The sequence below is a fragment of the Streptomyces sp. NPDC059743 genome (assembly GCF_042732975.1).
In the GTDB taxonomy this organism is placed as follows: domain Bacteria; phylum Actinomycetota; class Actinomycetes; order Streptomycetales; family Streptomycetaceae; genus Streptomyces.
Genome location: NZ_JBHWGS010000001.1, coordinates 159,497 through 183,566, shown reverse-complemented (window position 1 = coordinate 183,566; position 24,070 = coordinate 159,497). Strand labels below are relative to the sequence as shown.

Annotated in this window: 22 protein-coding genes; 10 read left to right on the top strand and 12 right to left on the bottom strand. The window is 70.2% G+C overall.

The window, feature by feature from the left end; translation table 11 throughout:
• Nucleotides 1–41 precede the first annotated feature (41 nt).
• The 5 genes from ACFV6H_RS00795 to ACFV6H_RS00775 all read right to left on the bottom strand — a co-directional run bounded on the left by ACFV6H_RS00795 (nucleotide 42) and on the right by ACFV6H_RS00775 (nucleotide 6,286).
• Nucleotides 42–1,304 (bottom strand): styrene monooxygenase/indole monooxygenase family protein, encoded by a 1,263-nt coding sequence (locus ACFV6H_RS00795; RefSeq protein ID WP_385536893.1) that lies wholly within the window; start codon nucleotides 1,302–1,304, stop codon nucleotides 42–44.
• Between the two features lie 93 nt (nucleotides 1,305–1,397).
• Nucleotides 1,398–2,009, bottom strand: a complete 612-nt coding sequence (locus ACFV6H_RS00790) for an ATP/GTP-binding protein (RefSeq protein ID WP_176732539.1) — start codon at nucleotides 2,007–2,009, stop codon at nucleotides 1,398–1,400.
• A gap of 127 nt (nucleotides 2,010–2,136) precedes the next feature.
• A complete protein-coding gene (locus tag ACFV6H_RS00785; protein WP_093595933.1) occupies nucleotides 2,137–2,550 on the bottom strand; it encodes a DUF742 domain-containing protein in 414 nt (137 codons plus the stop codon).
• Nucleotides 2,547–3,056: a roadblock/LC7 domain-containing protein gene (locus ACFV6H_RS00780; RefSeq protein ID WP_384784186.1), complete on the bottom strand. Its 510-nt coding sequence runs from the start codon at nucleotides 3,054–3,056 to the stop codon at nucleotides 2,547–2,549. The genes ACFV6H_RS00785 and ACFV6H_RS00780 overlap by 4 nt, the downstream gene beginning before the upstream one ends.
• Nucleotides 3,053–6,286, bottom strand: coding sequence for a nitrate- and nitrite sensing domain-containing protein (locus tag ACFV6H_RS00775; RefSeq protein WP_385536888.1), 3,234 nt, complete (start codon nucleotides 6,284–6,286; stop codon nucleotides 3,053–3,055). Before ACFV6H_RS00775 ends, ACFV6H_RS00780 begins: the two co-directional genes overlap by 4 nt.
• 500 nt (nucleotides 6,287–6,786) lie before the next feature.
• On the opposite strand from ACFV6H_RS00775, the gene ACFV6H_RS00770 reads away from it, so the two are divergent.
• Nucleotides 6,787–7,569 carry a protein phosphatase 2C domain-containing protein gene (locus ACFV6H_RS00770; RefSeq protein ID WP_385536885.1) on the top strand — a complete coding sequence of 261 codons (783 nt, stop codon included), beginning with the start codon at nucleotides 6,787–6,789 and terminating at the stop codon, nucleotides 7,567–7,569.
• Nucleotides 7,570–7,859: 290 nt separating this feature from the next.
• On the opposite strand, the gene ACFV6H_RS00765 is transcribed toward ACFV6H_RS00770, so the two are convergent.
• Entirely contained in the window at nucleotides 7,860–8,354 is a 495-nt protein-coding gene (locus ACFV6H_RS00765; RefSeq protein WP_093603670.1) for a MarR family winged helix-turn-helix transcriptional regulator, read from the bottom strand.
• A 218-nt stretch (nucleotides 8,355–8,572) separates the two neighbouring features.
• Between ACFV6H_RS00765 and ACFV6H_RS00760 the strand changes: the two genes are divergently transcribed.
• Nucleotides 8,573–9,445: a lysozyme gene (locus ACFV6H_RS00760; RefSeq protein ID WP_385536881.1), complete on the top strand. Its 873-nt coding sequence runs from the start codon at nucleotides 8,573–8,575 to the stop codon at nucleotides 9,443–9,445.
• Nucleotides 9,446–9,520: 75 nt separating this feature from the next.
• On the opposite strand, the gene ACFV6H_RS00755 is transcribed toward ACFV6H_RS00760, so the two are convergent.
• A complete protein-coding gene (locus ACFV6H_RS00755; protein WP_385536878.1) occupies nucleotides 9,521–9,934 on the bottom strand; it encodes an ATP-binding protein in 414 nt (137 codons plus the stop codon).
• A gap of 155 nt (nucleotides 9,935–10,089) precedes the next feature.
• On the opposite strand from ACFV6H_RS00755, the gene ACFV6H_RS00750 reads away from it, so the two are divergent.
• Nucleotides 10,090–10,632 carry a GntR family transcriptional regulator gene (locus tag ACFV6H_RS00750; RefSeq protein WP_385536875.1) on the top strand — a complete coding sequence of 181 codons (543 nt, stop codon included), beginning with the start codon at nucleotides 10,090–10,092 and terminating at the stop codon, nucleotides 10,630–10,632.
• Nucleotides 10,629–11,408, top strand: coding sequence for a GntR family transcriptional regulator (locus tag ACFV6H_RS00745; protein ID WP_385536872.1), 780 nt, complete (start codon nucleotides 10,629–10,631; stop codon nucleotides 11,406–11,408). The genes ACFV6H_RS00750 and ACFV6H_RS00745 overlap by 4 nt, the downstream gene beginning before the upstream one ends.
• Before the next feature lie 98 nt (nucleotides 11,409–11,506).
• Here the strand turns inward: ACFV6H_RS00745 and lon are convergent, their stop codons facing one another.
• The 3 genes from lon to ACFV6H_RS00730 all read right to left on the bottom strand — a co-directional run bounded on the left by lon (nucleotide 11,507) and on the right by ACFV6H_RS00730 (nucleotide 16,203).
• Nucleotides 11,507–13,918, bottom strand: coding sequence for an endopeptidase La (lon, locus tag ACFV6H_RS00740; RefSeq protein WP_384976080.1), 2,412 nt, complete (start codon nucleotides 13,916–13,918; stop codon nucleotides 11,507–11,509).
• 207 nt (nucleotides 13,919–14,125) lie between these two features.
• Nucleotides 14,126–14,410, bottom strand: coding sequence for a DUF3027 domain-containing protein (locus tag ACFV6H_RS00735; protein WP_385536868.1), 285 nt, complete (start codon nucleotides 14,408–14,410; stop codon nucleotides 14,126–14,128).
• 500 nt (nucleotides 14,411–14,910) lie between these two features.
• Nucleotides 14,911–16,203 carry an MFS transporter gene (locus tag ACFV6H_RS00730; protein ID WP_385536865.1) on the bottom strand — a complete coding sequence of 431 codons (1,293 nt, stop codon included), beginning with the start codon at nucleotides 16,201–16,203 and terminating at the stop codon, nucleotides 14,911–14,913.
• Between the two features lie 134 nt (nucleotides 16,204–16,337).
• On the opposite strand from ACFV6H_RS00730, the gene ACFV6H_RS00725 reads away from it, so the two are divergent.
• Nucleotides 16,338–17,273 carry a LysR family transcriptional regulator gene (locus ACFV6H_RS00725; protein WP_385536862.1) on the top strand — a complete coding sequence of 312 codons (936 nt, stop codon included), beginning with the start codon at nucleotides 16,338–16,340 and terminating at the stop codon, nucleotides 17,271–17,273.
• 406 nt (nucleotides 17,274–17,679) lie between these two features.
• On the opposite strand, the gene ACFV6H_RS00720 is transcribed toward ACFV6H_RS00725, so the two are convergent.
• The gene (locus ACFV6H_RS00720) at nucleotides 17,680–18,753 is read right to left on the bottom strand and encodes a macro domain-containing protein (protein WP_384976106.1); all 1,074 of its coding nucleotides are present in this window, start codon (nucleotides 18,751–18,753) and stop codon (nucleotides 17,680–17,682) included.
• A 39-nt stretch (nucleotides 18,754–18,792) separates the two neighbouring features.
• Nucleotides 18,793–19,434: a DUF4433 domain-containing protein gene (locus tag ACFV6H_RS00715; RefSeq protein ID WP_384976107.1), complete on the bottom strand. Its 642-nt coding sequence runs from the start codon at nucleotides 19,432–19,434 to the stop codon at nucleotides 18,793–18,795.
• A 482-nt stretch (nucleotides 19,435–19,916) separates the two neighbouring features.
• Here ACFV6H_RS00715 and ACFV6H_RS00710 point away from each other — a divergent pair, with 482 nt between their 5' ends.
• The 5 genes from ACFV6H_RS00710 (at nucleotide 19,917) to ACFV6H_RS00690 (ending at nucleotide 24,012) form a co-directional block, all read left to right on the top strand.
• Complete coding sequence (locus tag ACFV6H_RS00710) at nucleotides 19,917–20,180, top strand: hypothetical protein (protein WP_385536858.1); 264 nt, start codon at nucleotides 19,917–19,919, stop codon at nucleotides 20,178–20,180.
• 82 nt (nucleotides 20,181–20,262) lie between these two features.
• Nucleotides 20,263–20,829, top strand: coding sequence for an RNA polymerase sigma factor (locus ACFV6H_RS00705; RefSeq protein ID WP_384976111.1), 567 nt, complete (start codon nucleotides 20,263–20,265; stop codon nucleotides 20,827–20,829).
• Nucleotides 20,826–21,773 (top strand): zf-HC2 domain-containing protein, encoded by a 948-nt coding sequence (locus ACFV6H_RS00700; protein WP_385536854.1) that lies wholly within the window; start codon nucleotides 20,826–20,828, stop codon nucleotides 21,771–21,773. Before ACFV6H_RS00705 ends, ACFV6H_RS00700 begins: the two co-directional genes overlap by 4 nt.
• An 89-nt stretch (nucleotides 21,774–21,862) precedes the next feature.
• Nucleotides 21,863–22,672: an ABC transporter ATP-binding protein gene (locus ACFV6H_RS00695; RefSeq protein ID WP_385537888.1), complete on the top strand. Its 810-nt coding sequence runs from the start codon at nucleotides 21,863–21,865 to the stop codon at nucleotides 22,670–22,672.
• Nucleotides 22,669–24,012 (top strand): hypothetical protein, encoded by a 1,344-nt coding sequence (locus ACFV6H_RS00690; protein WP_385536851.1) that lies wholly within the window; start codon nucleotides 22,669–22,671, stop codon nucleotides 24,010–24,012. Before ACFV6H_RS00695 ends, ACFV6H_RS00690 begins: the two co-directional genes overlap by 4 nt.
• Nucleotides 24,013–24,070 lie beyond the last annotated feature (58 nt).

The window sequence follows — 24,070 nt, the reverse complement described above, 5'->3', positions numbered from 1 at the left end:
GGGAGGCACGGCAAGCTGGGCGGGCACGACGGACGGCCCGATCAGACGCCGGCCGCGCCCGCCGCGCCGACCGCGCCCGAGACCTCCGCCAGATACGCGTTCGTCTTCTCGGGCTCGTAGAAGAAGTTCTCGAAGTCGGCCGGATCGTTGAAGCCGTTCGCGAACCGGTCGGCGACCGGCGGGAGCCCGCCCGCCGCGCCGATCAGATTGAGGACATGCTCCGGCGGTACGCCCAGCATCGCGTTCGTCCACTTCGTGACATGCCGCGCGGTCTCCCAGTAGCGGTCGAACGCCGTCTGCATCCACGTCTCGTCGAACGGCCGGTCGCCGTGCGCCACGATCGACTCCAGATACGAAGCGGCGCACTTGGACGCCGAGTTGGAGCCCTGTCCGGTGATCGGGTCGTTGGCGACGACGACATCGGCGACACCGAGGACAAGACCGCCGCCGGGCAGCCGTCCGACCGGATGGCGCACGGTCGGCGCGTACCGTCCGGCGAGCGTGGCGTTGGCGTCCGTCAGCTCGACCTTCGTGGCGCGCGCGTACTCCCAGGGCGTGAACCGTTCCATCAGCTCCAGCGTGAGCGAGAGATGCTCGGCGGGATCCTTGATGCCCCGGAAGACATCGAGCGGACCGCCGGGCACGCCCTCCCAGAAGAGGATGTCCGCGCGGCCGGAGGTGGTGAGCGTGGGCATGACGAACAGTTCGCCGACGCCCGGCACCAGATTGCAGCGCACGGCATCGTAGTCCGGATGCTCGGGACGCGGGCCCAGACCGTGGACGTACGCCACCGCGAGCGCGCGCTGCGGTGTGTCGTACGGAGAGCGGGAGGCGTCGCGGCCGAACATCGAGACCAGTTCGCCCTTGCCCGCGGAGACCAGCACCAGATCGTACGTACGGGAGAAGTAGTCCAGGTCGGAGACGGCCGCGCCGTGTATCACCAGCTGGCCGCCGCGCTGGGCGAAGGTCTCCATCCAGCCGGCCATCTTGACGCGCTGGTCGACGGACTGCGCGTATCCGTCGAGCGTGCCGACCCAGTCGACCGCACGGGTGGAGTCGGGCCCGGTGACCGAGACGCCGAGACCTTCGATCCTCGGCGCCTGCGACTCCCAGAAGCCGAGCTGGAGATCGCGCTCGTGCTGGAGCGCCGTGTGGAACATGCACTGTGTGGACATGACCCGGCCGGACCGGATCTCGTCCGCCGTGCGGTTGGACATCAGGGTGATCTCGTAGCCCCGCGACTGGAGGCCGAGGGCGAGCTGAAGCCCGGACTGGCCGGCTCCGACGACGAGTATCTTCCGCATGGCGGGTTCTCCGTTTGCGTACGTGATGCGAGTTCGAGCTTCGGGACGCGGCGCCCGCCCGGGACGCGGCGGGCGCCGTCGGCCCGCCGGGCGCTATTCCGGCGAGGCCGCGAGCGCGTGGCGTACCAGCGTGAGCATCGACTCGACGACCGTGATCCGTTTGCGCGCGTCCATGATCAGTACGGGGATCTCGTCCGGAATCGTCAGCGCGTCCCGTACATCCTCGATGTCGAACGGCTCCGAGCCCTCGAAGTGGTTGACCGCGACGACATAGGGCAGCCCGCAGCTCTCGAAGTAGTCGAGCGCCGGGAAGGAGTCCGCGACGCGCCGCGTGTCGACCAGGATGACGGCGCCGATCGCGCCGCGCACCAGGTCGTCCCACATGAACCAGAAGCGCTCCTGGCCCGGTGTGCCGAAGACATACAGCACCAGGTCGTTGTCGAGCGTGATCCGGCCGTAGTCCATCGCCACGGTCGTGGTGACCTTGTCGGGCGTGGCGCTGAGATCGTCGGTCTCCGCGCTGGCCTGCGTCATCAGGGCCTCGGTCTGGAGCGGCGGAATCTCCGAGACCGTGCCGACGAAGGTCGTCTTGCCGACGCCGAAGCCGCCCGCGACCACGATCTTGGTGGCGATGGGCGCACGCGTGCGGTCCAACTGCCATGCCTTGAGCTCTTCTTCGGGCTCGGTCACGAACGGCGGAGCCATGACACCGGAGGCGGTCGCGCCCGAGGCGGTCACACCCGACGAGGCCACGCCCGAGGCAGTCATACCCGAGGCATTCGCACCCGAGACCTTCGCACCGGCGGTGGTGACACCAGCGGCAGCGGTGGCGTCAGAGACGGCGGAGTCCACTCAGCACCCTTTCCAGCAGCGCGTGGTCGGGCTGGCCGGTTCCGTACCCGGTCCCGTACACACGGATCTTTCCCTGGTCGGCCAGGTCGCTGAGCAGCACCCGGACCACTCCCAGCGGCATCTTGAGCAGTGCCGACACCTCTGCCACTGTACGCATGCGCCGGCACAGCTCGACAATCGCCCGCATCTCCGGCATGACCTTGGAGGACGCCCCGCCGTCCGTCAACTCCTTGCGCTCGTCGGCCGCTTCGATCGCGGCGACGAAGGTCTCGACGAGCAGGACGTGTCCGAAGCGGGTACGTCCGCCGGTGAGCGAGTACGGACGGACCCGGGCCGGCCTGTGGTCCCCGCCCCGTACGGGGAGCCGCCTGCCCGGTTCGGTGGGCGGCGTCATTTGGCGCTCTCCGTCGGCTCCATCGACTCCGTCAACTCCATCGACTTGCGCAACTCGTCGCGGAGCTCCGGCGTCAGCACATGTCCGGCGCGACCGACGAACAGCGCCATGTGATACGCGACCACACTCATATCGCAATCAGGTGTGGCGTGCACACCCAGCAGCGAGCCGTCGCTGATCGCCATGACGAAAACGCTGCCCTCCTCCATGGCGACCATGGTCTGTTTGACCCCGCCGCCGTCCATCAGCTTCGCCGCTCCCACGGTCAGACTGCCGATGCCCGAGACGATGGTGGCCAGATCGGCGCTGGAGCCGCGAGGGCCCTCCTGACGCACGGTGGTGGCCGCCTCGGTGTTCAGCCCCGGGTCGGAGGAGAGCAGCAGAAGTCCGTCGGACGAGACGACGGCGACCGAGTGGACTCCTGGCACCTCCTCGACGAGATTGCTCAACAGCCAGTGCAGGTTACGGGCTTCGCTGCTCAGTCCGAATGTGCCGGTCGCAGTCAACTGCGTGCCTCCTCGACTGTTTCCCCCGCCTCATCGGTATGTACTTCGGTCCGCGCTGCGGGCGCTGTCTGCTCCGTGAATTCGGCCTCGACATCGCGTCGGCCTTCCTTCGCGCCTTGGTGGAAGCCGCCGAGCCTGCGGCGCAGGGCTTCCGCGTCGACACTGCCGGTGCGCTCGGTGGGCGCGGCGGCCGGTGTGACTGTTCTCGGGGTGCGCTTGGGCAGCCCCTTGCCGGTGATGCGCTCCCGCCGGGGAGCGGTCAACTCGCCCGGCTCGGAGCCGATGTGCGTGTCTGTGGCGGTGTCCGGCTCCGGGGTCAGGGTCGGGGCCGGGTCCGGAGTGGCGGGCGCGCCGGGCCGGCGCGGGAGCCGCATCGTAAAGGTGTCCAGATCGGCGCCGACGGTCCCGGGCTCGCCGTCGGCGACGCGCTCATGGCGCTCGGGACCGATGGCGTACGGGCCGGGCAGCGGCGCGGCGTCGGGTACGGCGAGGGCCGCGGCCGGCTCGAATCCGCGCTCCGGCTCCGGATCCGGCTCGAATCCACGCTCGGGCTCGGGCTCGTGCTCGTACTCGGCTTCAAGCGCAGGCTCGGGCTCGGCTTCAAGCGCGGGCTCGGGCTCGTACTCAAGCTCAGGCGCCGTGAACTCGTCCTCGTCCAACTCGGATGCGGCCTCGGCGCCGGAGGTTTCCGGCTCCGGCTCCGCCTCGGCGGACTCCGCCTTACGGATCGCCTCCTCCGCCGCCGCAACCAGCGGATCCGGTGCCGAACGCCCGGGAAGCGCATTGGAGTTGGCCTCCGCCGCCGAGCCCGGCAGATGCAGCGCGGGCGCCGCTCCGGCCGTCCGTGCCTGGTGCGGTGCGCCGGCCGGCGGCGAGGCGGGAAGCAGGGCCTGCGGGAGTACGACGACCGCCGCCACACCGCCCTGCTGGTGCTCGCGCAGCTCGATCCGTACGCCATGGCGCGCCGCGAGCAGCGCGGCGACCCGCAGACCGAGTCCCTCGCCCTCGATCTCGCTTCCGTACCGCTTTCTGGCCCGGCCCTCGATGCCCTCGGACTCACCGGTGTCCTTGGCGTCCTCGGGCTCGGCGAGCCGTGCGTTCAGCTCGGCGAGCCGGTCCGCGGACATACCGATGCCCTGGTCCTGGACGGAGAGCATCACCTCGCCGCCCTCCAGCAGCCAGCCGGAGAGCTGGACCTCGGCGTCGGGCGGCGAGAAGGAGGTGGCGTTCTCCAGCAGTTCGGCCATGAGATGGCTGAGGTCGTCCGCGGCGAAGCCGGCGACCTGGGCGTGCGCCGGCAGCGAGTGGATCGTGACGCGCTCGTACCGCTCGATCTCGCTGACGGCGGCGCGCAGGACGTCCACGAGCGGTACGGGCCCGTTGGAGCCGTGGCCGTGCTCATGGCCGGCCAGCACCAGCAGATTCTCGCTGTGCCGGCGCATGACCGTGGCCATGTGGTCGAGCTTGTAGAGCGTGTCGAGCTGCTCCGGCTCCTGCTCGCGCTCCTCCAGCCCTTCGATCACGGCGAGCTGGCGCTCCACGAGGCCGAGCGTACGCAGCGAGAGATTGACGAAGGTGTGGTGGACGGTGTGCCGCAGCCGCTGGAGCTGGCCGCCGATCTCGGCCGTACGCTCCTGGAGTTCGGCGCGCTGCGCGACGACCTTCTCGCGCGCGGCGATCAGATCGGTGCGGTCGCCGTCGAGCGTCTCGGCGCGGGCGGAGAGTTCGAGCAGCTTGCCGTGCAGGCCGTTGAGGGACCGTACGACCTGGGCGAACTCGTCGTTGCGCCCGGTGAACCTGACCGGTTCCTCGGTCTCCGGCGCCGCCGCGAGCCGGGCCGCGCCGATCCGTACGACGGCGAGCGGCCTGGTCAGCGTACGGGCGACGGCGGTGGACACACCGACGGCGATCAGCAGACAGCCGCCGAGGAGCGCGATCCGCAGTTCGAGGCCGGTGACGGCGTCGTCGCGGAGCAGTTCGAGACGCTCCAACTGGCTGGAGCCGAGCCCGGACTCGACGCCGCGCATCTGGTCGATCCTGGCGGAGAGCGCGGCCTCGACCTTCGCCTGGTCGGCCTCGCGGTCGGCGTCGGAGAGCTCGGGCCGGTCGGTGAGCCGCGTCAGATAGCCCTCGGCGGTCTTGACGTCCGGTCCGGTGACGGTGGCGGTCAGGGACTCGCGCGCCTCGCTGTCGGCGGTCTGGTCGAAGTCGGCGAGGGCGGCGAGTTCACGGACGCGCGACTGCTGGGCGGTGGCGCTGAGCTCGTCGCGCAGCTGGTCGTTCTTCTTGCTGTCCGAGTCGGCCGAAGGCTCTACGAGGAGTCCGGTGATCGGGTCGTACTGCGGCGCGGAGTCGGTGGGCGCGGGCACGGCGAGCGCGGCCAGCAGCAGTCCACGGGAGGCGGAGGCCTGTTCGACGGCGCGGCCCAGCGCGCCGGGCGCGCGGGTGCCGTCGGCGGCCTCGGCCGGAGTCTTCTCGGCCAGTTCGTCGGCGAGCGCCTGGAGCTTGGCGATGACGTCGGAGTACGCGCGGTACGCCTCCAGGGCCGAGCCCTTGCCGGTGAGGGCGGTACGGCGGATGGAGGGAACGGTGGAGAGGTCGTGCAGCAGACCGGGAGAGGCCGAGGCGGCCGTACGTATCTCGTCGATCTGGCGGTCGACGCGGGCGCTGCGGGTGTCGGAGATGGTGTGCTTGCCCTTGTCACCGCCGCCGGAGTTGGAGCCGGTGCCTGTGTCGCCGGAGCCGGAGTCGGTGCTGCCGCCGGAGCCCGCTGTGTCGCCGGAGCTGGAGCCGGTGCCGGTGCCGTCGGCGGAGCCTGTCCCGTCCGGCTGTGTCTCCCGGCCCGCGGCGATGAAGACGACGACCTCGTCGCGTTCGTCCGCGAGGGAGTGGGCCAGGACCACGGCCTGCTGGTTCAGCTCGGCGAGAGTGACCAGACTCTGGGCGTCGTTCAGCTCGGCGGAGGCGGTCAGCACGGCGGGCGCGCCGGCCGCGACGACGGTGATACCGAGGACGGCGACACCGGCGACCAGCCTGCTGCGTACGCGCACGCGGCGCCCTTCTCCGGCCGTACCGCTCGCGGCGAGACCGTTCGTAGACGTGGGCACAGACGCAGACGCAGGCACGGGCGTGCTGCTCGCGCTGTCGGCCCGGCCTTTGCGGCCCTTGCTCTTAACGGACTTGTCCTTGCCGGACCTGCCCTTGTCGGACTGCTTGTCCGTCCCGGCCATGCCTACCGTGGCCTTGCCGGTCTCAGCCTTGGTCGCCCCGCCGCGCGTGACACCGTTACCCCGAGGCCGCTTCTTCTGCACCGGTGCTCGCATTCTTGTACTCGTCCGCCCATGAAGCAGAGGTGACGACCGGTCACAACGAGAGAGCCCCCACCCCTGGTACGGCTTCCGACCATTCCAGCGCATGTGCGAGGGAAGCACGTATCGGCCGCTCCGCCACCCGAACGAGTGAACATCACGAACGAGTTGGCAAACAACTCTTCCCAGCCGAGGCCCTGCCGGAACCTGGCGTGCCGGGTGGACCTTCTGGACATGCTTTGGCAGGATGCGCGCCCGCAGCTTCCCCGATGCGCCCTTTCCCATCCCGTCCCGGTCCCGTTCGGCGTTCATTCTGACCGAATGACAGTGGTTGACCAGGCCGTACGAGTCCATCGACAGCGCGTGCAGAGACCGTGAAGGAGTCATGCGGTCCGCCGGGGGAATCGTGCAGACTGGACATCATGCGCATCGAACTGGCCAGCGTGCCGGGGGCCGCCGCGAGGCCCAATGAGGACTGGACATCCGTCGCTCTGCCCGCCGCCGGCCGGGGCGGAACGCTGGTCGTCCTGGACGGGGTGACACCGCCGGCCGGGGACGACGGTTGTGTGCATGGTGTGTCCTGGTTCACCTCCCGGCTCGGCGGAGCGCTCGCCGAACTGTCCGGTTCCCGCCGGGATATGACGCTGGCAGAGGTCCTCGGCGTATCGATCACGCGTACGGCGGACGCGCATCGCGAAACATGTGACCTTTCTCACGTACGTACCCCTCAGGCCACCGTCGTACTGGCGCGTTGGGGCCCGGACGAGGTCGAGCATCTGGTCCTTTCCGACTCGACGCTGCTGCTGGAGTCGCCGGACGGCGGTGTACGGGCGGTGCTGGACGACCGTCTCGACCGCGTCCCGCGCGAGGTGCTGCGCTCGGTCGCCTCGACGGACGCGCTGCGCAACGCGGAGGGCGGTTTCTTCACGGCGGCGGCCGACCCGGCGGTCGCGGCGAAGGCGGTGACGGGCCGTACGCCGACGGCGCGGGTACGGTCCCTGCTCGCACTGACGGACGGCGCGGCCCGCTGGGTGGAGGTGTTCCGGGAGGGCGGCTGGGCGGACTGCCTGGCGCTGGTACGGAAGAACGGCCCGCAGGAACTGATCGACCGGGTCAGAGCGGCGGAGTGGGCGGACCCGGACGGAGTGACGTTCCGCAGAGGCAAGACGAGCGACGACGCGACGGTGACGTACGTGGAGCTGTGACGGCGGGGGCGGGGCGGGCCAGTCGGGGCAGCCGGGGCAGCGGCGGGCGGTCGGGGGCAGGCCTGGGGGCGGCCGGGGCTGCGGCGGCCGGTCAGGGGCAGGCCTGGGGGCGGCCGGGGCAGCGGCGGGCGGTTGGGGGCAGGCCTGGGGGCGGCCGGGGCGAGGTCGGCCAGGGCGGCCGGGGCGAGGTCGGCCGGGGCGGCCGGATCCACGAGGGGGACCACCCTCGTGACCCGCGGTCCCGGCCCCGCGCCCAGCCGTCGCTCCCCGCCGCCTCAGCTCTTCGCGCGCTAGCTCTCCGCGCGCTCGTTGAGGTGGTGGAGCAGCCGGGCCAGCTCGGCGATCTCCGCGCGGTCCCAGTCCGCCAGCTTCTGTACGTACAGCTCGCGGCGGGCGTTTCTGACCCGTCGGAAGCGGGACGTGCCCTCGTCGGTGATCCGGATCAGCCAGGCGCGGCCGTCGGCCGGATCGGGCTCGCGCGTGACCAGGCCGAGCGTCTCCAGCGCGCGGAGCTGACGGCTCATCGTGGCCTTGCCGACACCGAAATACGCGGCCAGTTCCGTGGCCCGCTGGCTGCCGGCCTCCTCCAGCCGTACGAGCAGGCCATAAGCCCCGGGCTCCAGCTCGGGATGGACCTCGCGCGCCACCTCGCCGGAATTGGCACGGGCGCGGCGCAGAAAGACGGCCAATTCCCTTTCCAGGGCCAGGAATTCCTGGTCCACACCACTCCACCGGCCGTGCTCCGGCTCATTTCCCGTACCACTCCCGTGCACGTCAGCACCCATCGCGCGCTTTTCCGCCCCTGAAAGTTTCTTTCGCCGACGGCTGTTGCCGCGACCCGGTCAGTATTTCGCAGGTTTATTCCGGGGGCAGCCGCGTGGCGTGCTTCCGTCAACTGGTCTACATGCGTAGCGTTATGGGTGACATGTCCATCTCCACCCCATGTCATCCGATTCACGCGCTCCCACTCTCTGCCCCCCCACGAGGTCTTCGGAGGCACGAAATGCCCGTGCACAGATCCGGAACGACCGGCCGCGCGCTCATCGCCGCGGTCGCCGCGCTCCTCACCACTCCCGCGCTCCTCCTCGCCCGGCCGGGCGGGGCGAGCGCGGCCGACATCCCTGCGGATCCGCCGGCCGAGACGTCGACGGAGACGTCGGCGGAGACGCCCGTACGAGGCTCGGCCCATATGGGCATGGGCATCATCGAACACGACGGCCAGGGCGCACTGCCCCGTACGGACCGCGCCCCGCAGACCGAGGGCGTGGATGTCTCCGGGCACCAGGGCAACGTCAACTGGGCGGCCCTGTGGAGCAGCGGGGTGGAATGGGCCTATACCAAGGCGACCGAGGGGAGCTCCTACAAGAACCCGCACTTCACGCAGCAGTACAACGGCGCGTACAACGCAGGGTTGATCCGTGGCGCGTACCACTTCGCCGCGCCCGACGGCTCCAGCGGCGCGCACCAGGCGGACTACTTCGTCGACAACGGCGGCGGCTGGTCGCGCGACGGCAGGACGCTGCCGGGCGTGCTGGACATCGAGTGGAACCCGTACGGCGCGGCCTGCTACGGCAAGACGCGGGACCAGATGGTCGACTGGATCGGCGACTTCCTGGACACCTACCGCTCCCGCACCGGCCGCGACGCCGTGATCTACACGGCCACGAGCTGGTGGAAGACCTGCACCGGCAACTATCCGGGCTTCGGCGCCACGAACCCGCTCTGGCTCCCCCGTTACAGCACGACGGTGGGCGAACTGCCCGCGGGCTGGGACTTCCACACGATCTGGCAGTACACCAACAAGGGCCCCATCGTCGGCGACCACAACAGATTCAACGGCGCCCTGGCCCGAGTCCAAGCCCTGGCCAACGGCTGACCACACCCCCGCCCCACACGGTCCCGGTCCACCTCCCGACCGGGACCGCCGTCATGACCGCACTCATGACCGCACTCATGGCCGGACGCGCAGCCACACGGGAGCGGATCCGGTCTTGAAGGCCAGCCATACGGTTTTGCCGACGACGTGCTCGGTGACTCCGAAGTCGTCTGCCAGTTCGTTCGCCAGTTGCAGCCCGCGTCCGGTGCATTGATCCGCCTCCGGGTTCAGCACCACCGGGCATCCACCACCGCTGTCGCTCACCTCCACACGTACGAGCAGTCCCTCCACAGTGAGCCGGACACGGAACTCCCTCCCGGGTGGAACCCCGTGAAGCAGGGCATTCGTAGCGAGCTCCGAGACGCAGAGCCGGATGTCGTCGTGCCGGTCGGAGACGCCCCACTCAGTCAGCGTGTCGAGGGCGAAGTCACGAGCCGAGCCGACCGAGGTCCGGGCTCGGGGAAAGCGTCGCTGCCGTGACAGAGACACGGCGCATCACCGCCTTGATCCTGGGCTGTACGATCCAGAGCACCGCACTTCTATTCACGAAAAGCAGCAAGGTGGGCCCTGAGCGGAACAGCGAGTGACTCACTTACTGTGTAAAGCAGCAAAGTTGGACCGGCACGGGCAGCGCGGAGGACGTCATGAGTGTGGGCGAGTGGGTCAGCACCTCGATGCCGTATGTGGCGGCGCGGGGAGCCGGTCAGGGCGACGCGTGGAGTGCAGAGACAGCCGCGCGGGGGCGGCGGGGTGGGCAGCGGATCGTGTACGCGGGAGAGGTGCCGGCGCCGGCGGACGTGGCGGAGTTGCTCGGTGTGGCCGAGGGCGAGGCCGTCGTCGTCCGCAGGCGGGTGATGTACCTGGACGAGGAGCCCTGCGAGCTGACCGACACCTATTACCCCGGGTCCGTCGCCCGTGGCACCCGCCTCGCCGGTACGGCGAAGATCCCCGGCGGAGCCGTCACCCTGCTCGCCGAACTGGGACACGTGGGCGTACAGGTCAGGGAGGACGTGACCGCCCGGATGCCCAGGCCGGAGGAACAAGAAACCCTGCACACCGGCCCGGACGAGCCGGTGCTCCGCCTCTCGCGGGTCACCCTCGACGCCGACGGCCGGTCCATCCAGGTCGACATGATGACCATGCCGGCCCACCGTCAGCGGCTGCGCTACGAGATGCGGATCGGATGACCGTGCCCAGGACCGAACACGACGCATACGACCGCCGTTCCCTCCACGAACGGATCGCCGCCGACCTGCGCGACGAGATCATGACCGGCGATCTCGCGCCCGGTGCCCGTCTGCCGTCCACCGCACAGCTCAAGGACCGGTTCGGCGCCTCGAACGCCACCGTGCAGAAGGCGCTCCAGCTCCTCAAGGACGAGAGGCTGATCGTGGGGCGGGCGGGAGCGGCCGTGACCGTAAGGGAACACCGGCAGCGCACCGTACGGCCCGCCTCGTACATGGCTCCTGCTGCCAACGGTGAGCCCTACCGCTGGCTGACCGAGACCGCGAAGCACGGTGGGGAGGCTCGGAGCCGGCTTCTCTCCGTGGCCGAGACTGCACCTCCGGCGGACGTCGCCGAGTCGCTTCGGCTGCCCGAGGGCGGTACGGCTCTGCTCCGGCATCAGGTACTGATGCTCGACGACGAGCCCGTCGAACTGGTCCATTCCTACTACCCACTGGACATCGCCCGAGGCACCGCGCTGATGGAACGCCGCCGTATCAAGGGAGGAACCCCGACGCTGCTGGCCGAACTCGGCCACCCGCCCCGGCTCAGCGTCGACCGCGTCTCCGCGCGCGTACCCACGCAGGAACAGTACGAAGCGCTCCGCCTGCCGGGCGATCTGCCGGTACTGCGGACGCTGCGCGTGGTGTACGGGGACGGCCGGCGGCCCATCGAGGCCACGGTCATGGCCAAGGCGGGCCATCTGTACGAGCTGCGCTACGAGTTCACGCCGGAGTGAGCCACCGACGGGCGCGTCGCACGCACGCGGCCGGAACCCTGGGGTGGGTTCCGGCCACGGGCGTCTTGTGCCGTACGGGATTCGGTACGGGCTCTCGGTCAGGCTGCGGCTGAGATGGGGACCTCCGCCGGGGACAGGGCCAGGTCCAGGACCTGGCGGACGTCGGTGACCGGGTGGACGGTCAGTTTGTCGAGGATTTCGGCCGGGACGTCGTCCAGGTCGGGCTCGTTGCGCTTGGGGATCACGACCGTTGTGATGCCCGCGCGGTGGGCCGCCAGGAGCTTCTGCTTGAGGCCGCCGATGGGCAGGACGCGGCCCGTCAGGGAGACCTCGCCGGTCATGGCGACGTCCGTGCGGACCAGGCGCCCGCTCAGCAGCGAGGCGAGTGCCGTCGTCATCGTGATGCCCGCGCTCGGGCCGTCCTTCGGGACCGCGCCCGCCGGGAAGTGGATGTGCACGCCACGGTCCTTGAGATCGGCCACCGGCAGCTCCAGCTCCGCGCCGCGCGAGCGGAGGAAGGAGAGCGCGATCTGCGCCGACTCCTTCATCACGTCACCGAGCTGTCCGGTCAGCGTCAGTCCGGAGCCGCCCGTCTCCGGATCGGCCAGCGACGCCTCCACGTACAGGACGTCACCGCCCGCGCCGGTCACCGCGAGGCCCGTCGCCACGCCCGGCACCGCCGTACGGCGCTCGGCCGGATCCTGCGCGGACTCGGGCACATGGTGCGGCCGTCCGATCAGCTTGCGCAGATGCTCGGCGCCGAGCGTGAACGGCAGCTCACGGTCGCCCAGCTCGTGCTCGGCCGCCACCTTGCGCAGCAGCCGCGCGATCGCGCGCTCCAAGTTCCGTACGCCCGCCTCCCGTGTGTACTCACCGGCCAGCTTGCGCAGCGCCTCGTCCTCCAGCGTGACCTCGCCGGGCTCCAGGCCCGCGCGCTCCAGCTGCCTGGGCAGCAGATGGTCCCTGGCGATGACGATCTTCTCGTCCTCCGTGTAGCCGTCGAGCCTGACCAGCTCCATACGGTCGAGCAGCGCCTCCGGGATGGCCTCCAGGACGTTCGCCGTGGCGAGGAACACCACGTCGGACAGGTCGAGTTCGACCTCCAGATAGTGGTCGCGGAAGGTGTGGTTCTGCGCCGGGTCCAGGACTTCGAGCAGCGCCGCGGCCGGATCGCCGCGGAAGTCGGAGCCGACCTTGTCGATCTCGTCGAGCAGGACGACCGGATTCATCGAACCGGCCTCCTTGATCGCCCGGACGATACGGCCCGGCAGCGCGCCGACGTAGGTACGCCGGTGGCCGCGGATCTCCGCCTCGTCCCGTACGCCGCCGAGCGCGACCCGGACGAACTTCCGGCCCATCGCGTGCGCCACGCTCTCGCCGAGAGAGGTCTTGCCGACACCGGGCGGCCCGACCAGGGCCAGTACGGCGCCGCCGCGACGGCCGCCGACCACACCGAGACCGCGGTCCGCGCGCCGCTTGCGCACGGCGAGATACTCGGTGATCCGTTCCTTCACGTCCTCCAGGCCCGCGTGCTCGGCGTCGAGGATCGCCTGCGCGCCGCGGATGTCGTACTCGTCCTCCGTGCGCTCGTTCCACGGCAGCTCCAGCACCGTGTCGAGCCAGGTGCGGATCCAGGAGCCCTCCGGGCTCTGGTCGGAGGCGCGCTCCAGCTTGTCGACCTCCTTGAGCGCGGCTTCACGCACCTTCTCCGGGAGGTCGGCCGCCTCGACGCGGCTCCGGTAGTCACCGGACTCGTCCTCGTCGCCCTCGCCGTTCAGCTCGCGCAGCTCCTTGCGCACGGCGTCGAGCTGGCGCCGGAGCAGGAACTCACGCTGCTGCTTGTCGACGCCCTCCTGGACGTCCTTGGCGATGGACTCGGCGACATCCTGCTCGGCGAGGTGGTGGCGGAGCTGCTCGGTGGCGAGCTTCAGCCGGGCCACCGGATCGGTGGTCTCCAGCAGCTCGACCTTCTGGGCGGTGGAGAGGAAGGGCGAGTAACCGGAATTGTCGGCGAGCGTGGACACGTCCTCGATCTGCTGGACGCGGTCCACCACCTGCCAGGCGCCGCGCTTCTTCAGCCAGTCGGTGGCGAGCGCCTTGTACTCCTTGACCAGCTCGGCCACCGAGCCGGGCAGCGGCTCGGGAGCGGTCTCGTCGACGCTCACGCCCTCGATCCAGAGGGCCGCGCCGGGCCCGGTCGTACCGGCACCGATCCGCACGCGGCCACGGCCGCGGATCAGCGCGCCCGGATCGCCGTCGGAGAGCCGGCCGACCTGCTCGACGGTCCCCAGCACACCGATCCCGGCGTAGGTCCCGTCGATGCGCGGCACGAGCAGCACCTTCGGCTTGCCCGTACCACCGTCGCCGATCCGCGCGGCGGCCTGCGCGGCCTCCACCGCGGCACGGACTTCGGTGTCGGACAGGTCAAGAGGCACCACCATGCCGGGCAGCACGACCTCGTCGTCGAGCGGCAGCACGGGAAGCGTGAGCGGTGTGGACATGGCAGCCATGATCTCCCCTTCGGCAGTCAAGTTGAGCTATACCGACTCAATGCTTGTGAGCCTCTGGATGTTCCCCCGGTCGCGTTCGCTCTGAGCGATCACGCTGCCGCTGTCCTGTATCGGTGAACCTTGCGAGGTCCGGTTCAACGTTGCGAGGGATCTTGCGGCCGTCCGAGGCGACCTTGCGAGATGCCAGGACGCCTCCACCGGACGCCGTCAGCCGAAGGTGCCATCGTCACGGGCAGAGAAACGCTCACAGCCGTCATGCTCGAAACGCACCCACCCGTCGAACGGCGAGCCAGCACGAGTGCAGGCTCCCCAGTCCAGGCCCAACTCTCCGCTCAGCGCGATCCAGAACCGGCATCCGCCGCACTGCTTGTCGAACCATTCATCCCGATAGCCGGGCTCTCCAGTGGAGCGATTCAGCAGCCGCAACCAGCGCTCATGGACCTCGCCGTCGCCTCCACCACCACCACCCGCCTGCGGTCTGCCGGACTCCATCAGCTCCCGCCCTTCTCGCCGAATTCGCAAGGTCAATCTGCACGGAGTCGACGCCCAGCCGCCAGCTGATTCCTGTGAACCGCAGCCCATCGGCTCAAGGCGTCGCAGACATCACATGCGAAGGACAGCACTGTCCTTGAGTCATGACCTTGCGAGGTCCGAGGTGACCTTGCGAAACGGGTGCTGTTAGGTCGGCGTGGGCCAGGGACTACGTGCTGTACCCGGCGGGGCTGTACCCGGCGGGGCGGCAAGCCCTCCCACCGAAGGTTTTGAGGTCGCGTACACCGATCCGGGCGGGTCGGAGATGCGGCGCCTGGAGCGCGATCATGTGATGCTGCTCGACTTCGCTCCGCCGGTGGTCGGGATGCCGGACCCGATCCGCGTCGGAAATGTGCGGTGGCCGGCGGGCTACCGGCATCCGCGGCACCGCCTGGAGCCCGTCGTCTCTTCTCCGAAGAAGAGCGGCGCAGCCCGATCGTGGTGACGGCCGTGGCGGCCTGTCAGGCGCGGCTCGGTGCCGACTCCGGCTCGGAGAGAGGGGCTGCCGCGCGGCGGGGGAGCAGCAGCGGGGTCGCCAGTAGGAGTACGCCGGCCAGGCCGATGGCTGTGCGCGGGCCGAGCAGGCTGCCCAGTACGCCCCAGACGGCCGTCAGGAGCGCGGTCGTGGCCTTGGTCGTCACCGCCCAGGCGGACAGTGTGCGGGCGGCCCGGTCGGTCGCGGTGCGTTCGAGGCGGTAGGTGGCGTGGACGGGGTTGAAGACCCCGCAGCAGAAGATGAGCCCGAGCTCGACGCCTATCACGAGCAGCAGCCCGCCGGTGCCCGGCCCCAGGAAGGCCAGGCCGACGGGCCAGATCGCGCGCAGCGTCCCGGCCACGACCAGGACCTGGTGCTGCCCGAACCGGGTGACGAGCGGCCGGGCCAGCCGCGAACCGAGCAGCCCGCCGATCGAGGGCACGGCGAAGGCGAGGCCGTACTGCCACGGTGTGAACCCGAGTCGGCCGAGCATCAGGACGGCCAGCAGCGGCTGGGCGGCCATCACCAGGCCGTTGAACAAGGCGGTGTTGAAGAACAGCGGACGCAGCGTCGCGTCGGCGAGGATGTACCGCCAACCGTCGAGCAGGTCCCCGACCCGCATGCGCGCGGCCTCCCGGCGCTCGGGCAGCGGTTCGTGCCCGCCCATCGCGCGGATACCCAGGGCCGAGAGCAGGTAGCTGACCGCGTCGGCCACCACCGTCGCCACCGGACCGAGGAGCCCGATCGCCGCGCCGCCCAGCGGCGGTCCGACGATCGTGGTCGTCCAGGCCGTGGACTCGAATCGGGCGTTGGCGACGAGCAGGTCCTCGGCCGGCAGCAGCGTCTTCAGGTACGCGCCGGAGGCGGCGCGGAAGGTGATGTCGGCCGCCGCGACGACGACCGAGACCAGCAGGAGCTGAAGGAAGGTGAGCACGCCGAGCGCGAACGCGGTGGGGATCGTCAGCAGCGCCGCGAACCGCACCAGGTCCATCGCGATCAGCACGGTCCGCTTGCGGCGGAACTCCACCCACGGGCCGAGCGGCACCGCCACGGCCGCGCCCACCGCAGCGCCCACGGAGGAGAGCGCGGCGACCTCGGCCGGTCCGGCGTGCAGCACCTGGATGGCGATCAGCGGGAACGCGCCGAAGGCGAGCCACGTGCCGAGGGCGCTGGTCCCGTACGCCCCCCAGAGCCACCCGAACCGCCGCCCCAGCCGATGTCCGAGCAGATGTCCCAGCACATGTCCGAGCACATGTCCCAGCCGGTACCTGCTCCTCATGCCCGACGCCCCTCACCACTCACCCTGCACAACCGATCCGCGATCGGAAGCATCAAACCGAGCGCCATAGCAGGGGATCAAACAACCACCGGGCCGCTGGCCACAACCAACGGTTGTGGCCATAGGGTGTCGGCGTGGACCTCGACACCGTCCGTACCTTCGTCGCCGCCGCCGACGCGGGGCAGTTCCGGGAGGCCGCTGCCGAGCTGGCGGTCACCCAGCAGGCCGTCTCCAAGCGCATCGCCGCGCTGGAGCGCACCCTCGGCGTGCGGCTGTTCACCCGCACCGCGCGCGGCGCCGAGCTCACCATCGACGGGCAGGCGTTCCTGCCCCACGCGCGCGAGCTGCTGCGCGTCGCCGAGCGCGCGGTCGCGTCCGTGCGCACCGGCCGCCGTCCGCTGCGCGTCGACGTGATCGCCTCGCGTGGCGCGGCGGCGGGCCTGATGCGCGGCTTCCACCGCGCGCACCCCGAGATCGAGCTCGACGTGCTGATGCTGTTCGACATCGAGACGGCCGTCGCCGCCATCCGGTCCGGTGCGATCGACGCGTCCTTCCGCGCCGTCGCCGTGCCCGGCCGGCCCCTTCCCGAGGACATCGAGTCCGTCCGGGTGCTCGACGAGCCGCTCCAGCTCCTCACCGGCCCCGCCCACGCGCTGGCGGGCGCCCGGTCGGTGACCGTCGCTCAGCTCGCCGGGCACCGGATCTGGATGCCCGGCATCGTCCCCGGTACCGAGTGGGCCGCCTACTACGACGACCTCGTCGCCGAGTTCGGCCTCACCATCGAGGCGACCGGCCCCAACTTCGGCTCCGACGCGCTCCTCGACACCATCGCCGACACCCCGGCCCTGGCCACCTTCATGGGCGGGCACACCCGCCTCGTCTGGCCCGCCGGCCACGGCCTGCGCCGTATCCCGGTGACCGACCCGACGCCCGTCTACCCGCACTCGCTCCTCTGGCACCGCGACAACCCCCACCCGGCGCTGGCCACCCTCCGCACCCACCTCGCCGCCACAGCGACCGCCCACGACGCCGCCGGGACCTGGGCGCCGAGCTGGGTGATTCCGCGCTGAACAGCCGCCGCGTCCGCGATCACCGTGGCCGAGCCGACAGCCGCCGACTGGAACAGGACCGATCGGTCCGGCACCCTCAGCCTCGAATGCTCGCCGCTCAGCTCGGCGCCGGTCATCACGGACGTGCGTCACTTGCTGTCACATGGCGCGGAAGGCTCAGCGTTCGACGGAGTTCACTGAGGAGGAGGGAATCCCGAATTCCGTCAGGCGAACCGCAGCGCGCTTCTCTCGTGTTGACCTGAGCCTTTTGGACACCTGTCGTTCGGACAGGTAAATAAACGAATAGGTGAATAATGGCCGGGAAGTGGTCGCCGGGTATCGGTGGCACTCCAATGCTATGGCATCACAGAATTCAGGGAAAACGCGAGACCCGGGTGCAGCCTTCACTGCTTTCCCAATCGAACGGCTACGCCGCGGAAGATGTCAGGGCACATTTCGTCAGGCGTTCCCACGCTGCCGACAGGTGCGCGTCAGTGAACATGCGCTGCTTGCGGGGCGTCCATTCCTTCACATACGCGGCGGCGGTGGCGTAGGTCACCGAGTGTGGCGTAAGTGCTTCCGCCGCGAAGAGCAAGGTACCGAGCAGTTCCATGCCGTAAGGATGCTCATATCCGTCGATGAGACGGTCAAGACGTTGGATCGCAGCATTGAATTGCACGTCTGCGCCAAGGAATTCAGCAGCCTGGGCAACAGCATCCGGCTCAGGTGACAAGGGAGCCGAGGATCCTCTCGTACCGTCTCCGTAACCACTGACGTAATGGCCCTCAAGTGCCGCGATGGCACGGTCCAGGCCGACCGAGTACGGGCCATAGTGCCCCTTGGTGAAGCCCAGGCCGAAATCGAATCCGACACGCTGCAGTAGGTACATAATTTTATGCGCCTCCAGCAGTGTCGCCTGCCGCTCGATAATGAATCCCCCCGCCAGTCCTCGTTTGATGTACCAGTCGAGGGCCACCAGGAAAGCCGCTCGCTCGCGGTTGAGCGCGGGACGCGTCTGGTTGTTCGGCATGGCGGTTGCCGACGGGGCGCCCTGCGGGGCGTAAACACGCACCTCGACGTCTGGCAGGTCCCCCAGTGCAGTGATGATCAACGGATGGACATCGTCCCAGGCCAACCCTCCATTGCCACACCCCAATGGAGGAACCGCAATGCTGCGGATCCGGAGGTCGACGATGACACGCCGAAGGTCCTGCAGTCCCTGCCGCACATCTTCCAGACGGGACGGCGAGCGCCAGTGCCTCTTGGTCGGAAAGTTCACCACATACCGGGGTTTGGCCAAAACACCTCGGTCGTGTACGTGCATGAAGCCCGGCTTCACTTCACCCGCCGTACACGCCTTCTCATAAGCCACGAAATTGTCTGGATAGGCTCGCTTGAACTGCAAGGCGATGCCCTTTCCCATGATCCCAACCGTATTGACGGTATTGACCAGGGCATCCACTTCCGCAGTCAGGAGGTTACCCTCCGCATAGTTGATCACGGCTGCCTTCCTCCTTCTCCCTGCTCGACAGCTTCAGTCTCAGTAATACCAAGTGGGTCTGACAACCACATCGAGCGTGCAGCCGTGGCTGCTCAGAAGCTGCCGCACGGCGTCCGCACGCGACTGCCTCCGCACCGCCAAGTGGATGACGGCGGTGACGGGGACACGTTCGTACACGAGGAACTCCGCCATGCGCCGCCGCATCCGGTCAGGATCCTCGGAAGTATTGTTCCACCGCTCCAGTCGCATCACCGGCCAGTCCACATGGCTTCCCAGGAGTGTCAGATCGCCTTCGATGGCAGTAATGTCCGCTGCACAGTTCCCGTCGCTGAACACACTGTCGCAGCCGGCCGCCGCCAGCCTGCGAGGCGTCGTCACCAGGTAGATCAGCGGATCCTGGCCGTCCGCATAGGTTGGCACCGATCCTTTACTGATCTTGTACAGCATGGGCGAGCGGGGTGCGAAGTAGAACGGCACATAGTCTGCGACTACTCCGCCTGGGGGCGGATCAACCTTCCGTGAGCGTCGCCGTTCCTTGATGTCCCGGTCCCCGCACTCGACCCGCAGACTGCCGTCCTCACGCACGATGCGGTCACAGTTCACGCAGCCCTGGTCCAGCACGCTGGGCAGGTTGCGCATGTGCGTGAAGTGATAGACATGGCGGTCCTCCGGAGGCAGCACAGCCGGAGGCTATCCGATCGCTTCTCCGGTCACTCATGCAATGCGCCAGTCCTCGTGTGTCTGTAACAACGTTCGCTGGTAGCGGAGTTCCTCGTTCCGTTGGCTTCGGGAGCGCACTTCACTCAACTGCACAGAGCCCGCTGACGCCTGTCGCTCACACGCGTCGACGGGCATGCTCGGTGGTGCCGGGACGGGATGTGGGCGGCGGACGGGGAGTTGGCGGGATGTGGCTGCGACGGGCAGGGCGGGCAGCGGGTGGAGTGCTGCTGGCGGGGCTGGTGCCGGCGGTGGTGCTCGTTGGGTGCGGTGGGAACGGTACGGACCGTACGGGCGGTACGGATACGCCGCCTGCCAGTGCGGCTCCTTCAGCGGCTACAGCCGCCCCGGCGAGCTCATCCGCCTCTCCGCCGCCGGCAGCCGACGGGACTCTTGTCGTCGTCACCAGGTCCGGTGGTATCGCGGGGCGGCACGACAGTGTCGTGGTGAGGAACGACGGTGGCTATACCGTCCTGTCCTCCGGCCGTGAGACCGGCTCGGGACGCCTGCGGGCCGCCGAGCTCACCGAACTGCGGCGGGCGCTCGCCGCGTCCGGTATTGAGCGGCTCCCTCGCGTGATGTTCGACCGGCCCGCGCCCGACGCGTTCATCTTTGCCGTCAACCACGCGGGCCACGAGGTCGCGATCTCCGAGGCGCAGCCCGTACCCGCCCTCCAGCGCGTCGTCGCCGCCGTGCCCCTCCCTTCGTAATCCCTCGTAATCCCTCGTAGTCCTCGCCGTGAACCGTCGGCGCCGGTGCCGGCGATAGAGAGGCGTGAGACTGTTCCGCCCCATGGAGGGTGACCGCGACGACGGCCAGCTGCTGCGTGCCGTCGCCAAAGGGGACGCCGAGGCGCTGGCCCTGCTGTACGACCGGCACGCCGGCTGGCTGCTGGCCCGGCTGACGCGGCGGTGCCCGGACGCCGAGACCGTACGGGAAGTCCTCCAGGACACCTTTGTGACCGTATGGCGCTCGGCCGCGAGCCATCACGGCGGCGAGGCGGGCGGCTGGCTGTGGGTGATCGCCGCGCGGCGGCTGGTCGACGCCCAGCGCGCACAGGCACGCGCCGAGCGGGCCGCCCGTACGGAGGCCGGGCGCGAGCCGGGCGACGTCGCGCCCTCCGCCGAGGAACGCGTGCTGGCCGGGCTGGAGTACGGAGACGTCGGCGCCGCGCTCGACCGGATCTCCCCCGAGCTGCGCGAGGTGCTGCGCGCCACGGTCGTCGACGGACTGACCACCCGCGAGACCGCGCGGCTCCTCGGCATACCGGAAGGCACGGTCAAGTCCCGTGCGCTGCGCGCCCGCAGAGAGCTGCGGGCCGCGTTGGCCCACATTGCCCCCACGGGAGGTACGGCGTGAACACCTGGCATGTGGATGACATGCTGGCCGCCGCCTACGCGGCCGGTTCGGCACCTGAGCCCGACGCCTGGTCGCTGGAGAAGCACATCGAGTCGTGCGGCGCGTGCGCCGTCGTGGTGTCGGCAGCGGTACGGAGAGGAGCCGCGGGTCCCGTACTCGCCGAGGTCCGGGAGGCGGTGCTCGCGACGGCGGTGAGGTCGCCGACCGCGCGGCCCGCGCCGCCCACGCAGCTCGCGCCGCCCACGCCGCAAATCGGGCTGACGGCCCGTGTCCTGTGGGCGGCCGGGCCCGCGCTGCGCGGTCCCTGGCTGGTGGCCCTGGTGCTGGTGGCCGCCGGTGCGGTCGGACTGGCGTACGGTGCCGGCTTCGCGGGCACGCGCCCGCTGCTGCTGGCGCTGGCACCGGTGCTGCCGCTGGCCGGCGTGGCGGTGTCGTACGGAGAACACGCGGACCCGATGCACGAGATCGGCGCGTCCACGCCGGGCGGCGGGCTGCGGCTGCTGCTGACCCGTACGACGGCGGTCCTGGCCGTGAGCCTGCCGCTGCTGACCTTGGCCGGAGCGCTGCTGCCGTCCTCGGCGTCCTCGGCGGCCTCCATGGAGGTGCCGGGCGCGGCGGCCTGGCTGCTCCCGGCGCTGGCGCTGACGCTGGCCACGCTCGTACTCGGCTCGTACGTGGGCTGCCGTACGGCGGCCGGTGCGGTGGCGGGCGCCTGGGCGGTGGCGATCGCCGGATCGCTGCTGAGCACATCGCGGCAGGGCAGCGGCGGCATGGAGATCGTGGAGTTCCCGACGGCCGAGCTGTCCGCGTATCTGACGCGCTTCCTGGCCGGCGCCGAGGCGCAGGGCGGCTGGGCCGCCGGCGCCCTGGTGTGCGCGGGACTGCTGGTCCTGCGGCGGCGGTCGTTCGACCGCCCGGCCCTCGGCGCTCCTGGGCACGTGTGAGGACGCCTGTACGCCCTGAAACGAAGACCGAAATGAAAGGAACGCGCGTGACAGCAACGAACACAGCGACAGACATAACGGCAGCGGCCATGGCGGTGGAGGTGCGCGGGCTGACCGTCAGACACCGCCGGACGGTCGCGCTCGACACGGTCGATCTCGGCCTGGGCCCCGGCGTACACGGACTGCTCGGTCCCAACGGCGCGGGCAAGACCTCCCTGATCCGGGTCCTCGCGACGGTCGCCGCGCCCGCCGAGGGACGGGTGGAGCTGCTGGGCCGGAATGTGTCCGAGCACGGGCCCCGCGCGGCCGTACGGCGGCGGCTCGGCTATCTCCCGCAGGAGTTCGGCTACTACCCGGGCTTCACGGTCCGCGAGTTCGTCTCGTATGTGGCCTGGCTCAAGGAGATGCCCGCGTCTCAGGTGCCGAGGGCCGTGGAGCGCGCGGTCGACCGGGTCGGGCTGATGGACCGTATCGACACCAAGGTGAAGACGCTGTCGGGAGGCATGGTGCGCCGGATCGGGATCGCCCAGGCGATCGTCAACGAGCCCGATCTGCTGCTGCTCGACGAGCCGACCGCCGGACTCGATCCGGAACAGCGCGTCGAGTTCAGGGCGCTGCTCCGGGACATGGGCTCCGCCTCCACCGTGATCGTCTCCACGCATCTGGTGGAGGATGTCGCGGCGGCCTGCTCGGAGGTGACACTGCTGGAGTCGGGCCGGATCGCGTTCCGCGGTACGACGGCGGAGCTGACCGCGCTGGGAGACGGCACGGGCGACGAGCCCGGCGACAATCCGATCGAACGCGGCTACACGGCGGCGGTACGAGCGGTACGGGCCGTACGGTCACACCGCGCCGCGTCCGAAACCGCCTCCAGGACCGCCACGGAGGCCGCCCGATGAGCGCCGTCGACACCTCCGACACCTCTGGCACCTCTGGCACCTCTGGCACCTCTGGCACCACCTCCCGTACCGCACCGTCCCTTCGCAGACCTCTCCGCGCCGAACTGCTGCGAGGCATCGGCCCATGGGCCGGTACCGCGGTCGCCGTGACCATCTGGGTGGTCATGTACTCCAAGGCGCCCCAATGGCAGGGGCGTTGGACGGAGACCACCGATCTGCTGCGCGTCGTGGGACTGCTGCTCTGCGGGCCCATCGCCGTCGCCGCAGGCTGCTGGCAGGGCGGACGGGAGCGGCGGCGCGGCACCGACGAGCTGTGGATGTCGTTCCCGCGCACCCTGCTGCGCCAGGCGCTCCATGCCCTGGCACCCGTCGCGCTCTGGCCGCCCGCCGGATATCTCGTCGGTGCGAGCGGCTGTCTGCTGGCGACCTGGCCGTACGCGAGCGGCCCGCCGCCGTTCGTGTCGCTGATCGCGGCGGACGTGGTGGCCCTCGCCGCCCTCGGTGTGCTGGGCTTCGTGGCCGGCCGGCTGATCCCGTGGCGACTGGCCGCACCGGTGCTGGCCGCCGTCACCTATATCGGGCTGGCCTTTCCGGCGTACACGCAGTGGGACATCCGCTGGCTGAATCCGGCCAACGACCACTTCTATCTCTGGGACCGGCCGGTGTGGTGGTTCGGACCGGCGAGCGCCGTATGGACGGGCGGTCTCGCGGCGGCGGCGCTCCTGGCGTACGCGGCCCGGCGCCGCGTCCTCGCCCTGCTCCCTCTCGTTCTCGCCGTCGCCGCCGCCGTACCGATCGCGCTGACCGGCGAGGCGGTGTGGCGCCCGGATCCGGAGGCGGCCCGGCTGGTCTGCGACAACGGCGACGACGGCACTCCGCAGGTGTGCGTGACGGCGGTCGACCGGAAACTGCTGCCCGCGACCTCGGCGGCGCTCGCCGGTACCAACGCCAAACTGCGCGGCATACCGGGCGCGCCCACCCGCTGGGTCGACGGCCGCTCGCACGGGCCGGAGGAAGTAGGGCTGCTGAGCCCTGCCTACCTGGCCGTACGCGGCCGGCTGCCCGATCCCGCCTACTACGCGAACTGGGCGGTCGGCGCTCTCCTCCACGCCGACTGCGGTCAAACCGAGTTCGAGGACCCCGGCGGGGAGCGGGCCTCCGCCGTCCATTCGGCCGTACGTCAATGGCTCGCCCCGCACCCGAGCTCGGCCCCGTCCTGGCCGGAGACCGTCGCGCACCTCAAGCGGCTCGAAGCCATGAACGCCGAGCAGGGCCGTGCCTATCTCACCCGCTATATCGCCGCCGACCGCTGCCGCGCCGACGAGGTGCCGATCCCATAAGCGGAGAACGCGGAACCCGCACGCGGGCGACAAAGGATTTGTCCCTCCCGCTCCCTCC

Coding starts and splice junctions, on each gene's coding strand:
- ACFV6H_RS00795 (WP_385536893.1), bottom strand. CDS start 1,304: ATGCGGAAGATACTCGTCGTCGGAGCCGGCCAGTCCGGGCTTCAGCTC.
- ACFV6H_RS00790 (WP_176732539.1), bottom strand. CDS start 2,009: ATGGCTCCGCCGTTCGTGACCGAGCCCGAAGAAGAGCTCAAGGCATGG.
- ACFV6H_RS00785 (WP_093595933.1), bottom strand. CDS start 2,550: ATGACGCCGCCCACCGAACCGGGCAGGCGGCTCCCCGTACGGGGCGGG.
- ACFV6H_RS00775 (WP_385536888.1), bottom strand. CDS start 6,286: ATGGCCGGGACGGACAAGCAGTCCGACAAGGGCAGGTCCGGCAAGGAC.
- ACFV6H_RS00770 (WP_385536885.1), top strand. CDS start 6,787: ATGCGCATCGAACTGGCCAGCGTGCCGGGGGCCGCCGCGAGGCCCAAT.
- ACFV6H_RS00765 (WP_093603670.1), bottom strand. CDS start 8,354: ATGGGTGCTGACGTGCACGGGAGTGGTACGGGAAATGAGCCGGAGCAC.
- ACFV6H_RS00760 (WP_385536881.1), top strand. CDS start 8,573: ATGCCCGTGCACAGATCCGGAACGACCGGCCGCGCGCTCATCGCCGCG.
- ACFV6H_RS00750 (WP_385536875.1), top strand. CDS start 10,090: ATGAGTGTGGGCGAGTGGGTCAGCACCTCGATGCCGTATGTGGCGGCG.
- ACFV6H_RS00745 (WP_385536872.1), top strand. CDS start 10,629: ATGACCGTGCCCAGGACCGAACACGACGCATACGACCGCCGTTCCCTC.
- lon (WP_384976080.1), bottom strand. CDS start 13,918: ATGGCTGCCATGTCCACACCGCTCACGCTTCCCGTGCTGCCGCTCGAC.
- ACFV6H_RS00735 (WP_385536868.1), bottom strand. CDS start 14,410: ATGGAGTCCGGCAGACCGCAGGCGGGTGGTGGTGGTGGAGGCGACGGC.
- ACFV6H_RS00730 (WP_385536865.1), bottom strand. CDS start 16,203: ATGAGGAGCAGGTACCGGCTGGGACATGTGCTCGGACATGTGCTGGGA.
- ACFV6H_RS00705 (WP_384976111.1), top strand. CDS start 20,263: ATGGAGGGTGACCGCGACGACGGCCAGCTGCTGCGTGCCGTCGCCAAA.
- ACFV6H_RS00695 (WP_385537888.1), top strand. CDS start 21,863: ATGGCGGTGGAGGTGCGCGGGCTGACCGTCAGACACCGCCGGACGGTC.
- ACFV6H_RS00690 (WP_385536851.1), top strand. CDS start 22,669: ATGAGCGCCGTCGACACCTCCGACACCTCTGGCACCTCTGGCACCTCT.